The following is a 13,020-nucleotide window of genomic DNA, read 5'->3' as shown; positions in this document are numbered from 1 at the left end:
TTTCGTTGTCATGCATTGGTCATGCAAAACTGTGAAACAAACCCCTGATTACCGTTTTCGTTGGTATTTCAGGGGTTTTAGTGGCGGAGAGTGGGGGATTCGAACCCCCGATGCAGGATCACTACATAACGGTTTTCAAGACCGTCTCATTCGGCCGCTCTGACAACTCTCCTTTGCCGAAACGCACATACGCACGAGCCGACTCCCCTAGTGTAGAGGAAAATTCCTTCTATTTGGAAACTGGCACGCAAAAATACCTTCCTGCGTTGTCTGCGAGAGGTTGCTGCGGCTTACAGAAGCCGCTCAAGGACCTGCGCTACACCATCATCATCAACCGATTCGCCGATTGTGTTCGCATGTGAACGCACATAATCGGAAGAATTCCCCATCGCGATTCCGAGTCCACCCCATTCGAGCATCTCGCAATCGTTTCCAGAATCGCCCATCGTGAGCGTATGAGCACGCGGAATTCCGAGTGCTTGACGAACATCTTCGAGTCCCGAGGCTTTCGATACTCCAGCCGGCGTAATATCCATCCAAGCTGACCATCCCACGGCATACTCGACGCCGGTAATACCGATGCTTTCAACGCGCGCGAGTAAATCGCCCGCGCTCATCTCTGGGACGCGAACGGTCAGACGACTGGTGATGGGGTGAGCCAGCAAATCCTCCAGGGATGTCACTTCAGTGACTCCGGCGAGTTCTCCGTTCGGAAATTCCTCAGTGAGGCGGATCGGCCCGCCCACAGTCTCCAACGCGATAATCGCTCCTGGGATATTGGCAGAAATCAGCCGCATCTCATTGCTGGCGTCGAAGGTGTGGGTGCGCCAAAAATGCATAGGGGTTGTCGCTAGGCGGTACTCGTTGGGGACTTGTTCAAGTGCGGACAGATCGATACTACCGAGAGCAGCTGAGTCAGTTCCGACCGCTGTCACAACTGAGCCATTGGAGAGCACCGCAAAACCACGATCCATCCCCAGCGGCTCCATCACAATGTCAGCTGCACCCACCGAGCGGCCAGTCGCCACCATAATGTGGGTTCCAGCATCGAGGTGTGCGCGGATGGCATCAGACACACGCGGCGAGAGTGACGTATCGTGATGGATGATCGTGCCGTCAATATCGAGGGCAACCATCAAATCCGGGCCAGCTTTGGGGAGCTGGGCCGCCTCGAGAGCCTCGCGCCACGGGGTTGTGGGCAACGGGCCGACGGGTTCGCGACGTCCTGCCACTACACCCGACCCACCGGCTCGATTACTTCGCGGCCACCCATGTAAGGACGCAACGCTTGCGGAATCACGAACGTGCCATCAGCTTGCTGGTGGTTTTCGAACAGTGCGACGAGCCAACGCGTCGTTGCGAGTGTGCCATTGAGCGTGGCAACAGGAGCGTTCTTACCTTCGACCTTTTGACGGATGTTGAGACGACGCGCCTGGAAGGTGGTGCAGTTCGATGTTGATGTCACTTCCATGAAGCGGTTCTGGGTAGGGAGCCAGGCCTCGCAGTCAAACTTCTTTGCAGCTGAAGACCCGAGATCTCCTGCTGCAGTGTTGATAACACGGTAGGGGAGTTCAACCTTTGCCAGCATTTCTTCTTCCCAACCGAGGAAGCGCTCATGCTCTTCGGCAGCGTCGGCTGGATCGATGAAGGAGAACATCTCCACCTTGTTGAACTGGTGTACGCGGATGATTCCGCGGGTATCGCGTCCGTAGGAGCCTGCTTCGCGACGGTAACACGAGGACCACCCGATATAACGCAACGGACCGGAAGATAGATCAATGATCTCGTCCTTGTGGTAGCCAGCCAGCGCAACCTCAGACGTACCGGTGAGGTACAGATCGTCAGCAGGGAGATAGTAAATCTCATCGGAGTGGGCACCGAGGAAGCCGGTGCCAGCCATGATTTCAGGCTTGACGAGTGTCGGGGTGGTGAGCATCGTGAATCCGGCAGCTTGCGCCTGATCTGCCGCCATCGTCAGGAGAGCGAGTTCGAGGCGCGCGCCCACACCCTTGAGGTAGTAGAAACGAGAGCCGCCGACCTTAGTTCCACGCTCCATATCCAGTGCATCGATACCTTCAGCGACGTCGAGATGGTCCTTGGGTTCGAAGCCTTCAGCGGCGAAATCGCGGATTTGACCAACGTGTTTAACCACTTCGTAGTCGTCTTCGCCGCCTTCGGGAACGTTTGCCTCCACCAGGTTCGGGATGGCGTACATCGCGGCGTTGAAATCGGTATCAGCCTTGTTCGCCGCGGCTTCAAGTTCCTTGACCTTGCCCGAAAGTTCCTTTGCTCGTGCAAGGACTGCGGGTCGCTCTTCCGGTGATGCCTTGCCCACTGATTTTGATACCAGCTTTTGTTGCGCACGCGCCTCTTCAAACGAGGCGAGTGCCGAGCGTCGGTTTTCATCAGCCGCAATGGCCGCGTCAACAACTGCTTCGCTCGCTCGGCGGCGACGCTGGGACTCGCGGACTACTTCAGGATTTTCGCGCAGGATTCGGATGTCGATCATGAATACAAGAATAGGCTCTTTCACGTGTGTTCGCCTACCCGCGCCGACGACGAACGTACCGCAACTGCGCCGCGAGGACAGCTCTGCCGACGTCGAGATGACTCAATACCCCACGTCGGGGCGTTCAGAACGTGACCGTCACACATCTCAGCGGTACTCTAGAGTGTATGACGTGGAGCATCGTTATTGGACTTATTGCGCTTGGTGTGGCGGTATTTGCGTTGCTTACTGCGTGGAGAAATCAAGCTGCCCTAGCGGCATTTAAGAAGCAGCTCTCACGCGGTCGCCATACTCCGACTTCAGGCCCGCACGACCCTCTCGATGGGCCGCCCGTGGTGGTGTACAACCCCACGAAAAACGCCGATTTTGCTTATTTGAAGCAAACGCTTGCGCGCGTTGCTGCGGATGCTTCGCTACCTGAGCCAGTGTGGTTGGCGACTACTGAGGATGACACGGGCACAGGGCAAACCAAACAGGCGCTAGAAATGGGTGCGAGCGTCGTGATCGCAGCCGGAGGCGACGGGACTGTCACGGAGGTCGGTGCTGCATTGGCAGGAACCGGCGTACCAATGGGTCTTTTCCCGCTGGGAACAGGGAATCTTCTTGCCCGAAATCTCAATCTCCCTCTCGATTCCGAGCGTGACATGGCGGTTATCGCGTTGACCGGGCGTGATCGCGCTCTCGATCTCGGACACATGATTGTGCCGGAACAGGACGACGTTGGCGGCGAACTTCAAGCAGCCTTGAGGCGAGACCACACCACTGGTGAACTAGCCAAGCCTGGAGACTATCCATTCCTTGTGATTGCGGGCGTGGGGTTCGATGCAGAAATTATGGGAGGAACGTCTTCCCAGCTCAAGGATCAAATTGGTTGGCTTGCATACGTGAAGGCCGCGATCCCTGCCGCATTTGCGAAGAAAATGCAGGTTACGCTCCGTGTTGGCGCAGGTGACGATACGGCCGTGGTTGAAACGGACGCACGTTCGGTGATGTTTCTCAACTGTGGAGAGATCACAGGCGGACTCGTTCTTGCCCCAGACGCGAAGCCCGACGATGGCTGGCTAGAGTTGGCTGTGCTCGACACGCGCGGAGGAATTTTTGGCTGGGCTGCCCTTGCAGGCAAACTCGGGACAGGTATGCGCGCTCCGAAAAATAAAACGCTTTCGGGACAGATTGGCTCGATGGATATGCATCGTGTTCGTGAAGTTTCCCTACAGACCCATACCTTCCAGCCAATTCAGGCTGACGGAGATGCCTATGGCTATGCACGCCAAGTTTGCGCCAGGATCGATCCGGGGGCGTTGCGAGTGCGGGTAGGAAATTGAGCGCACACATCTCTTCTCGCCGCGGTACACGAATGCGTGCAATCGCGGTGGTGATTGCCCTCGTCGTGGCGCTCGGTGGGGTCTTCGTTCTGCCTATTGCCAAGGAACAATTCGACTCAACGCGCGAAAACTTTTCTGATTCAGGACAACTGCTTGTCGTGGGAATCCCGGGACTTCGCTGGGATCAGGTTGGGGCGGATACCCCGAATATCGACGCATTCACACGACGTGCTGCAGTGGCGAATCTGATTGTTGTGCGCCTGGAAGAAACTGCGTGTCCCGACGCCGGTTGGCTCACATTGAATACAGGCCAGATTTCTCAGGCCCCGGCCTGTGAAACTGTCAGTACGCCGTCACACTCGGGAAAACCTCTTTCTCAGGCACAATGGGACACGCTTCGGGAAGCGAATGATGCTAACCCATTTCGTCCGAAATTTGGCCTGATGTCACGTGTACTTGAAGGGAAGAAGGTCGCGGCGATCGGTCGTGGCGGAGCAATCGTTACCGCAACAGCAAGTGGTTCCCCCAGCGCTCCTGCGTTCGCACTCGGATCGCGTTCTGCCGCTCAAATTTACGCTGATGAGGGGATGGCCGGTGCAGACGTTGTGTTCGCCGATCTCGGGCCAGTGGGGTTACCTCATGCTGATGCTGGTTTTCTGGCAAAGCTTCGTATTGTTTTTGGCGGAGGTGAGAACGGGGAACCTGATCACCAAATATTGCGTGAGGTGGATCGTGCTTTCGGCGAACTCGTAGACGCGGCAGGTTCAGCTCGAGTGATGCTCATCGCGCCCGGAGACACGGGATCGCGTGCGCGCGGGCATGTTTTTGCGTATGGACATGCGCGGATCGGTGCAACGGAGGGAAGTTTTGCAAACTCGTGGTCCACTCGCCAGCCAGGATTATTGCAGCTGACCGACGTCGTCCCAACGATTGTGAACGCCGTCGATGGGAAACCGTCGGTGATCAACAACTTCGTCGGCTCGCAAGTGTGGAAGTCGCAACGTCCTGCGGTCGATGACCGCCGCGCCTACCTCATCGACGCTGAAAAGAAAGGCGCGCTTACGCGCTCGGTTGTGGGTGTCTTTTATGCGCTCTGGGCGCTGTCCGCGTGTGTTTCGTTTACCTTACTGTGGCGATGGCGGGTGCGTGCTGGTTCGGAACGTGCCCAGACCATGCCGCAGTGGCTCCAAGGAACACTTCTGAGTGTTGCTTCCCTTCCCACGGCTTCTTTCCTGATTAACTGTGTGCCTTGGTGGCGGGTAGATGTGCCAGCGCTGGCGTTCGTTGTCGGCGTGTGTACGATTGCCTGTGCCATCGGTGTGTTGGCACAGAGCATGTCCCACTACGCGTGCCGACGCGGTACCGACATCTTTGGGGGAGCTGGCATTGTCGCGCTGGTGATGGCGACGACGATCGGTGTGGATGCGATTTTCGGTTCGGTTCTTCATTCTCCGTCAGTTCTGGGCGACCAACCTCAGTCGGGTGGACGGTTTTACGGCCTGTCGAACGCGCCATTTACTGTTTTTGCTGTGTCCACGATTGTGCTTGCAATGATGGCTGTCCATATCTTTGTGACAGCGCAGATGAAGGCGTTCAGTGTCATGGCAGTGGTGGCCTGTGGAATCATCGCTACCGTAATCGATGGCTCATCATCCATTGGAGCAGACTTTGGAGGGGTTCCTGCCCTAGTTGTGGCATTTTCTCTTCTGACTTTAATGACGATGGGAAAAACAGTCCGTCTGCGCACGTTTATTGCAATTCTCGCTGGTGCCGCTTCAATCACTCTTGCCGCTGCCTTCCTGGACTGGTTACGCCCGCCAGCGTCACGTACTCATCTCGGAAAATTCTTTGAACTAGTTGTCACGGGCGATGCCTTTGCTGCGATTGGTCGGAAACTTGGATTCCTTTTTATTTCAGTGCCAGTTTTTGTCTGGGTTCTCGTCTCACTCATGATGGCCGGAGGTGCCTGGTATATGGCACGGCAGATACGTGCTGGTTGGCATCGAGATTGCAGCGAATATGATCTGTTTACTCAAGCGGCAATTGCGATTGTTGCTCTGGCTGTGGTGGGTTTTGCTCTCAATGATTCCGGGCTCGTCCTGCCCATGGCGGCGATATTTGTGGCAGTGCCACTTCTCTCAGTAGCCCGAGGGCAGCAAAGTGCCCAGCAATGTACCGATGAGAAAATAGTAGACCGCGAGGCCTTTGTCAGAAATTAGTAGCGACCGAAAGCGTTGTACGGAGCACAATCTTGCGTTTTCGGGCCGCGGGCATCAGCCGGGACTCGCTGACGCTTCGCCTTACGTACAGCTACTGCGCGGAGAACATCCTTATATTGTGATGCTCGGTGCAACTGGCCAGCGAGATCGTTCGCAGTGGCGCGATGGCGCAGGTTGCAAGGAACTTCTTGAACTGTGAATCCGCCGACGAGGAGATCGATTGTCATCCCCACTTCCACTCCCCACCCGTGGGCGAGAGGGCGAACTGACTCGAAAGCTTCGCGAGTAATGCACCTCTGTCCAGATAATGGGGCGCGCGGGACCCACCCGGTGGCTTTTTCAATGGCTTTGCGTCCAGCACCGGTGACGAAGCCGTGCCCGCCAGCACCTTCTTGTGGTGGAAGATAGGCAATTGTGCAGTCAACTTTCCCATTCAGCACAGGTTCGATGAGGGGTGCTGTCTCTATCGCAGAATCACCCAAATCGGCGTCGATAAACAACAGTGCGCGTGGAATCGAGCCGTCGGCGTCGCGCATTGCGACGACGGAGGCGCCTGTTTCCATTGCTGCAGCCTTGCCACGATTGACGCTATGGCGGATCGCGGAAGCTCCTGCTGCGCGTGCAACTCCTTGGGTGTCGTCGCTTGATCCGTCATCAACCACGATCACCATATCTACGCCTGGAATGGCCCGTGCGGCACGAACCGTTGCACCGATGCGCTCCGCTTCGTCCTTCGCCGGGATAATGACGGCAACATGGATTGGAGCTTCACGCTCTGGGGACTGTTCGCTCACGGTACCTCCCTTATGGAACATTGCGCCCATTCTATACGGTCTTTAGACCTAGCTACGTCATTGTACGTTCAGCCGTGTCCACCCTGAGCGTACTTTGAAGGGGGAATGGTGCTCAGCGACATTGTGAAAGAGAACTATGCCGCACAAAACGAACCGACGCCGGTACGCGTCAGGCGCACCGGCGTCGGCGAAAAATGGCGCTCAGCGAAGAGTGAGCTGACGCGACACAATTCCGCTGCGCGCGCGACGCTCTTCCGGTGTCAGCGGAGCAGTCTGGGCAAGAGCGGCATCAAGTTTGGCTGTGAAGTCACCCAGCGGGCCGACGAGCTCGTCAGCTTCGGTTCCGCGCTCAAGTTCCCACACGGGCGTGAGCAGACCAGAGGAACGGAATGCGCCCTTGAAAACAGCGCCGTCGAAATTTAGCTCACGTGCGGCCTGGAGACGAGCGAGAGCGTCGAGCATCTCTGCTTCAGCTTCTGGGCGAACCCAGCGCACGAATTCGCGCTGCATACGGCACCAGAATGCGCCTTCGAAACCTTCGACTTCGACGGTTGGAACCATCTGGCCAGCGGTCTCTTCCACTGCCGCCTTGACATCTGGCTTTGCCAGCTCGTCGGCGGAAACCCAGAATGCGAAATTGGGGTACGTGGTGAATTCTGCATCAAAGGTGAGGTCGAGGACGTCGGCGAGGCGTTCGCCATCGGCGTCAGGGAGCTCCGATGCGGCCGCAGTTTCGCCTGGCTTAAGTTCGAGCGCGGCGAGCAGGCGATCAGCGATATCGAGGGAGGCGTCTCCTGAGCTCATGACGGTTTGAGCTGCAGCCATTGCCACGCCGTCCTCGCGGCGCGCCGCCGAAGCCATACCTGGGAGCACCGAGACGATCAATGCTTCTTCGCCGCCGTGGTTCTCGTTGAGTTTCACGCGCAGGGTTGCTGCTGGCACGATTTCGCGCATCGCAACCAGGCGTGCCTCAAAATCGAGACCTTCAAAAGGACGATCAACAAACTGTACGCGCTTCTTCTTCGGTGCCTTTTCGCGATCGCGACGGCTCTTCTTTCCCATGTCTCTCCTTGTAATTGAAAGTTGTTCCGACTGACATTGCCAGTCTATTCGCGCCCAAGACTAGCAAGTCTGGTGTACGCGAGGTACTGCTGGCCCGACGTCGGCGAAAATCAGTCAACCACGCCGTAAAGACGATCTCCGGCGTCACCCAGGCCGGGGACGATGTAACCGTGCTCGTTGAGCTTTTCGTCAACCGCTGCCAGAACGATGCGCACATCGGCGCGGTCAGCGAGGTGGTCTTCCACTGCCTTTAAGCCCTCTGGAGCTGCGAGAATGCAGATGGCGGTGACGTCGCGGGCGCCGCGCTCAAGAAGGTAATCGATCGCTGCGATCAGCGTGTGTCCAGTGGCAAGCATTGGGTCGAGGACGAAGCACTGGCGGCCTGAGAGATCATCTGGCAGGCGGTTAGCGTAGGTGACAGCTTCGTAGGTGGTTTCGTCACGTTTCATGCCCAGGAAGCCGACTTCGGCAGTCGGCATCAGACGAGTCATGCCTTCGAGCATACCCAGACCAGCACGCAGAATCGGCACGACGATTGGGCCGGGCGTGGTGAGAGCGGAACCAGTCATGTGAGCAACCGGCGTGTCGATCTCGATAGGCTCCACCAGGACATCGCGGGTGGATTCGTAGGACAGCAACATGATGATTTCTTCCACGATCTGGCGGAAGATTGGCGAAGGAGTTTCCTTATCGCGCAACACGGTCAGCTTATGTGAGACAAGAGGGTGCTCAATGACATTAATTTCCATGTCTCAAATTTACCGCGTGCGCAGGCGCAGGGCGCTTCAATACGATGGGTGATATGTATGAGATTGAGCGCGTTTGGATGCGCGAAGCTGTGGACTTGGCTAATTGTGCCGGGCAGGTTGGCGATGTTCCCGTTGGTGCTCTTGTCATTTCGCCGACGGGTGAGGTGATTGGCCGAGGTTTTAATACCCGTGAACGCGATGCTGATCCTGTAGGCCACGCTGAAATCAATGCCATGCGTGAAGCTGGGCGTGCTATCGGCGGGTGGAATCTCAGCGGGTGTACCTTGGTTGTCACACTTGAACCATGCACCATGTGTGCGGGGGCGATTGTGAATGCACGTATGTCACGAGTGGTCTTCGGTGCATGGGAAGAAAAAGCTGGTGCAGCTGGATCAATACGCGATGTACTTCGAGATGCCAGGCTGGGGGCACCCATCGAAGTGATCGGTGGGATCGAACAGGAAGAAGTAACGTCTCAGCTCACTAAGTGGTTCGTGAAATTGAGACAAGATATGCGATTGAGACAAGACATGCGTGGGTGACCACCGATAATCGTTGCGTGGCGTGCGTTACAGTGTGTCGCTTTGCTCGAATGTGTAAATGGACGTACTATTGGTTGCCGAGGTGACGTGTCCGAGCGGCCGAAGGTGCAGCACTCGAAATGCTGTGTACGGTAACCCCGTACCGTGGGTTCAAATCCCACCGTCACCGCCACAAAAACCCCTGAAATACTAACGAAAAGTGGTAATCAGGGGTTTTGTTCTACAGTTTTGCATGACCAATGCATGACAACGAAAACGGTGAGGTGCGTACGAGGGTAGTACGGCGTGCCACTTATCTCAGACTACGCGAACGGGTATCGGTTCATCTCTTGAGGTTCGTAACAAGGTTTTCCCTGGCCTCTTAACGAAAAGTAAGAGTCCAGGGAAAACCTTTGGGTGTGATGTGAGTGAGCGAGTTACTTCGCTGCAGGCTCAGGTGACATGGCACCTTCGACTTCCTGGATTTCACCCTTCATTTTCTGAGCGATTTTTTCCAGATCAGCTTTTTCGCCGCGCACGTTCCAGTTATCGCCGGTCAGGAAATAGATCTTCTCACCCTTCGGTGTTGCTTCCTGAGCAAGGTGAACATCGGCAGAGTTTGAACCGCGGTTCGCCGTCACAGTCAGGATGTCCATACCGTTGCACGTCGCCTTGTTGTAGCCGATCTCCATCTCGACTTCTTTGCCGGATTCGTCCTTTTGCTTTTGCTTGTTGGAGTAGGCATCACACTTGTAGCCGGCATCAACGACGGCCTTGTGGAGATCTTCAACCGAGTTGTAGGTGCCATCGAGTTTGACTGCATCGTCAGCTGGAGCACTGGAAGTGCTCGCCGTCGGGGTGGACGAGCAACCGGCTAAAGCGATCAGCGACACGCAAGCGGCCGCAAAAATCTTCTTCATCTGTGAACACTTCTTTTCATGTAGTTGGAATTGTGCCAAGCCAATACTATCTGGGCGCATACGCATCCGCCCAAATTGCTCGGCGATTCGTGGCTGAATTGACCAGCGAAATGACGCGATTTGAGAAATCCGACTTGTGGCTGAGATTTTTTGTCAGAGCCACGCGGTAGGGTGAGTGGAAGACGAAAGGGAGTGTATGAAGACTGTATTAGGTCTGAGTAAGGCTGAAGTGGATGAGCGTCTAGCGGACGGGCGGCGCAACATACTGCCGCCGAGTGCTGGAAAAACGACGTGGGATATTATCCGGACAAACGTTTTTACCAGGATCAACGCAATCCTCGGAGTGTTGTTCGTTATCGTTCTCACCACCGGACACTGGATCCAGGCGACTTTCGGTGGCCTGATCGTGGTCAACTCTGTGGTTGGCATTATCCAAGAGCTGCGCGCACGTAAAACCCTTTCGGAGCTTTCCATTCTTGGTGAAGAACGTCCCCAAGCCTGGCGAGACGGCAAGCTCGTTGAGGTTGAGCAAAGTGAAATTGTTCTGGATGACGTTCTGCACATCGGTGCCGGAGCTCAGATCGTGGTCGATGGCGAAGTGTGCGAGTCGCAATACCTCGACGTTGATGAGTCGATGCTCACGGGAGAATCAGATCCGGTACATAAAGGTCCGGGCGATACTGTCATGTCCGGCAGTTTCGTGGTTTCAGGATCTGGCGATTACGTCGTGACGAAAGTTGGCTCGGATTCCTATGCGGCGAAACTTACCGCTGAGGCATCGAAGTATTCCCTCGCAAAGTCCCAACTCCAGGCAGGGATCAATCAAATTCTGAAGATCATCACCTGGGTGTTGATCCCGGTGGGGATTCTCATCGTGATCTCACAGATTCGTCAGCCGGGGTCTCACAACTACTCCGATGTGGTGTTGCGTATTGCTGGAGCGCTGGTTCCGATGGTTCCGGAAGGACTAGTGCTGATCACGACTACGGCATTTGCGCTTGGAGTGATCCGACTGGGAATGCGCAAGTGTTTGGTGCAGGAATTGCCTGCGATCGAGGGATTGGCGCGAGTCGATGTTGTCTGCGCTGATAAAACAGGCACATTGACGCAAAACACCCTTGAGTTCGGTGATTTTGAAATCGTTGGGCAGATTGATGAAACGACGGCACGTGAGGGACTTGCTCAGCTTGCCGCATCGGATCCTGATCCTAATGTCACCATGAAGGCAGTTGCTGACGAGTTGGGAACGCCAACATCGCTGTGGGCGGTCGCTGAGCGTCAGCCCTTTACCTCTGCCAAAAAGTGGAGCGGCGTGAGCTTTGCAAATGGAGAACACTGGGTAATGGGTGCTCCTGATGTCTTAGCGCCTGGAACTGATGTGGAAGCCCGTGCAACTGAACTCGGCGATACCGGCTTGCGTGTGCTTCTCGTTGGACGTGCATCTGTGTCAGTAACGTCTGAGAATGCGCCGGGCAATCTTCAGCCAGTCGCTTTGATCACCTTCGTGCAGAAGATTCGTCCCGACGCCGGTGACACCCTCGACTACTTCGCTCGGCAAGATGTCGAAGTGAAGGTGATTTCCGGAGACAATGCACGTTCAGTGGGTGCTGTGACCTCGCGTCTGGGATATGACGCAGGGATAACAGTGGACGCACGAGAGATCGCGGACGACGAATTCACGGAGGTTGTCAACGAAAATCGCGTCTTTGGTCGTGTGCGTCCAGATCAAAAGCAGGCGATGGTCAAAGCCCTCCAATCTCGGGGACATACTGTGGCGATGACCGGCGATGGTGTCAACGATGTTCTCGCCCTCAAGGATGCCGACATTGGCGTTGCGATGGGATCAGGAGCCTCGGCAACACGTTCTGTGGCTAAGATCGTGCTTCTGGATGATAAGTTCGCGACGCTGCCATACGTCGTCGCAGAGGGGCGTCGTGTCATTGGCAATATTGAACGCGTCGCAAATCTCTTCCTGACAAAGACAATCTATTCAGCAATGCTGGCGATTCTCGTAGTGCTTGCACAAGTTCCGTACCCGTTTATGCCGATCCATGTGTCGATCACCGGATGGTTCACAATTGGTATCCCGGCCTTCATCCTCTCGCTTCCGCCAAATAACTCGCGCGCGCGCGATGGCTTTGTGAAGAGGACGATCCGGTTTGCCCTCCCGGCTGGATTTATTGTTGGCGCGGTGTCATTTACTACCTACCTCGTGACCTCAGGCGGGTGGAATGTGCCAGAAAATCACATCAAAGAATCAACAGCAGCTCTCCTCGCGCTCATCATTGCCTCGACGTGGGTGCTTGCCTGTGTCGCTCGTCCATGGACATGGTGGAAAGTGACGCTCATCGTCTTGCCGTTGGTTGGATACAGTGTGTTCTTCTTCTGGGGGCCGGCTCAGTGGTTCTTCTCATTAGATTCCTCCAACACAGCAATGATGTTTACTGGTGCGGCATTTGGAATTCTGGGCGCCGTGTTGATTGAAATCTTGTGGTGGATTGTGGCGCGCTCTGTGGGCATCACTCCTGTGATGTGGAAAAAGACGCCGTTCTTCGATCGGGACGAAAATGGTCGAATTTCCTTCTGATTGACTCATAGTGAGCACAATTTTTCACTCATGATGAGAAAAGGGAGAATGTTGAACTAACAGAAAATTCCCAGTATTGAAGAGTTCTATTCCAAGGTTCGTTGTCCATACTGGTCATATCGCGAAGGAGTCGAGTTTTCTCCTCCTGGATGATCCGCTTAGCGGACAAGTGAATAGCGGTAAATGTGAAAGGGAGTTGTGCCCCGTCAAGTAGCCTTACCGTTTCTGATTGGGCGGCCAAATGCGTGGATGGCCGCCCAATCGGTTCTTGCCGAGAGTAGTGACCTCGGTAATCGCGATAGAAGGGCCGAAGGCGAAGCCTTCGGCCCTTCCC

10 protein-coding genes and 2 tRNA genes are annotated in these 13,020 nt (G+C 55.7%); 5 read left to right on the top strand and 7 right to left on the bottom strand.

The genetic code is table 11. From position 1 onward, the window contains the following. Positions 1–81: 81 nt before the first annotated feature. The 3 genes from P7079_RS08060 to serS all read right to left on the bottom strand — a co-directional run bounded on the left by P7079_RS08060 (position 82) and on the right by serS (position 2,509). Positions 82–172, bottom strand: a tRNA-Ser gene (locus tag P7079_RS08060). Positions 173–290: 118 nt separating this feature from the next. Beyond that, on the bottom strand, positions 291–1,232 hold the full coding sequence (locus P7079_RS08055) for an HAD family hydrolase (RefSeq protein WP_278012724.1): 942 nt from the start codon (positions 1,230–1,232) through the stop codon (positions 291–293). Beyond that, positions 1,232–2,509, bottom strand: coding sequence for a serine--tRNA ligase (gene serS, locus P7079_RS08050; protein ID WP_278013632.1), 1,278 nt, complete (start codon positions 2,507–2,509; stop codon positions 1,232–1,234). The genes P7079_RS08055 and serS overlap by 1 nt, the downstream gene beginning before the upstream one ends. Before the next feature lie 167 nt (positions 2,510–2,676). Between serS and P7079_RS08045 the strand changes: the two genes are divergently transcribed. Both P7079_RS08045 and P7079_RS08040 read left to right on the top strand, forming a co-directional pair. Further along, entirely contained in the window at positions 2,677–3,834 is a 1,158-nt protein-coding gene (locus P7079_RS08045; RefSeq protein WP_278012723.1) for a diacylglycerol/lipid kinase family protein, read from the top strand. Beyond that, positions 3,831–6,053, top strand: coding sequence for a hypothetical protein (locus P7079_RS08040; protein ID WP_278012722.1), 2,223 nt, complete (start codon positions 3,831–3,833; stop codon positions 6,051–6,053). Before P7079_RS08045 ends, P7079_RS08040 begins: the two co-directional genes overlap by 4 nt. On the opposite strand, the gene P7079_RS08035 is transcribed toward P7079_RS08040, so the two are convergent. From P7079_RS08035 to upp, 3 genes are all read right to left on the bottom strand, one after another. Continuing rightward, positions 6,050–6,847: a glycosyltransferase family 2 protein gene (locus P7079_RS08035; RefSeq protein ID WP_376987059.1), complete on the bottom strand. Its 798-nt coding sequence runs from the start codon at positions 6,845–6,847 to the stop codon at positions 6,050–6,052. The genes P7079_RS08040 and P7079_RS08035 overlap by 4 nt on opposite strands. A gap of 201 nt (positions 6,848–7,048) precedes the next feature. Beyond that, a complete protein-coding gene (locus P7079_RS08030) occupies positions 7,049–7,909 on the bottom strand; it encodes a DUF5926 family protein (RefSeq protein WP_278012720.1) in 861 nt (286 codons plus the stop codon). 110 nt (positions 7,910–8,019) lie between these two features. Continuing rightward, entirely contained in the window at positions 8,020–8,658 is a 639-nt protein-coding gene (upp, locus tag P7079_RS08025; protein WP_278012719.1) for a uracil phosphoribosyltransferase, read from the bottom strand. A gap of 53 nt (positions 8,659–8,711) precedes the next feature. Between upp and P7079_RS08020 the strand changes: the two genes are divergently transcribed. Together P7079_RS08020 and P7079_RS08015 are read left to right on the top strand one after the other, a co-directional pair. Further along, positions 8,712–9,200 (top strand): nucleoside deaminase, encoded by a 489-nt coding sequence (locus P7079_RS08020; protein ID WP_278012718.1) that lies wholly within the window; start codon positions 8,712–8,714, stop codon positions 9,198–9,200. 81 nt (positions 9,201–9,281) lie between these two features. After that, positions 9,282–9,372, top strand: a tRNA-Ser gene (locus P7079_RS08015). Positions 9,373–9,616: 244 nt separating this feature from the next. On the opposite strand, the gene P7079_RS08010 is transcribed toward P7079_RS08015, so the two are convergent. Continuing rightward, a complete protein-coding gene (locus P7079_RS08010) occupies positions 9,617–10,099 on the bottom strand; it encodes a hypothetical protein (RefSeq protein ID WP_278012717.1) in 483 nt (160 codons plus the stop codon). A gap of 196 nt (positions 10,100–10,295) precedes the next feature. Between P7079_RS08010 and P7079_RS08005 the strand changes: the two genes are divergently transcribed. Then, on the top strand, positions 10,296–12,686 hold the full coding sequence (locus P7079_RS08005) for an HAD-IC family P-type ATPase (protein WP_278012716.1): 2,391 nt from the start codon (positions 10,296–10,298) through the stop codon (positions 12,684–12,686). The last annotated feature ends 334 nt before the right edge of the window (positions 12,687–13,020 follow it).

The sequence above is a fragment of the Arcanobacterium canis genome (assembly GCF_029625435.1).
Classification (GTDB): domain Bacteria; phylum Actinomycetota; class Actinomycetes; order Actinomycetales; family Actinomycetaceae; genus Arcanobacterium; species Arcanobacterium canis.
The sequence above is the reverse complement of the archived record's forward strand: the minus strand, read 5'-3'. Positions and strand labels throughout refer to the sequence as shown.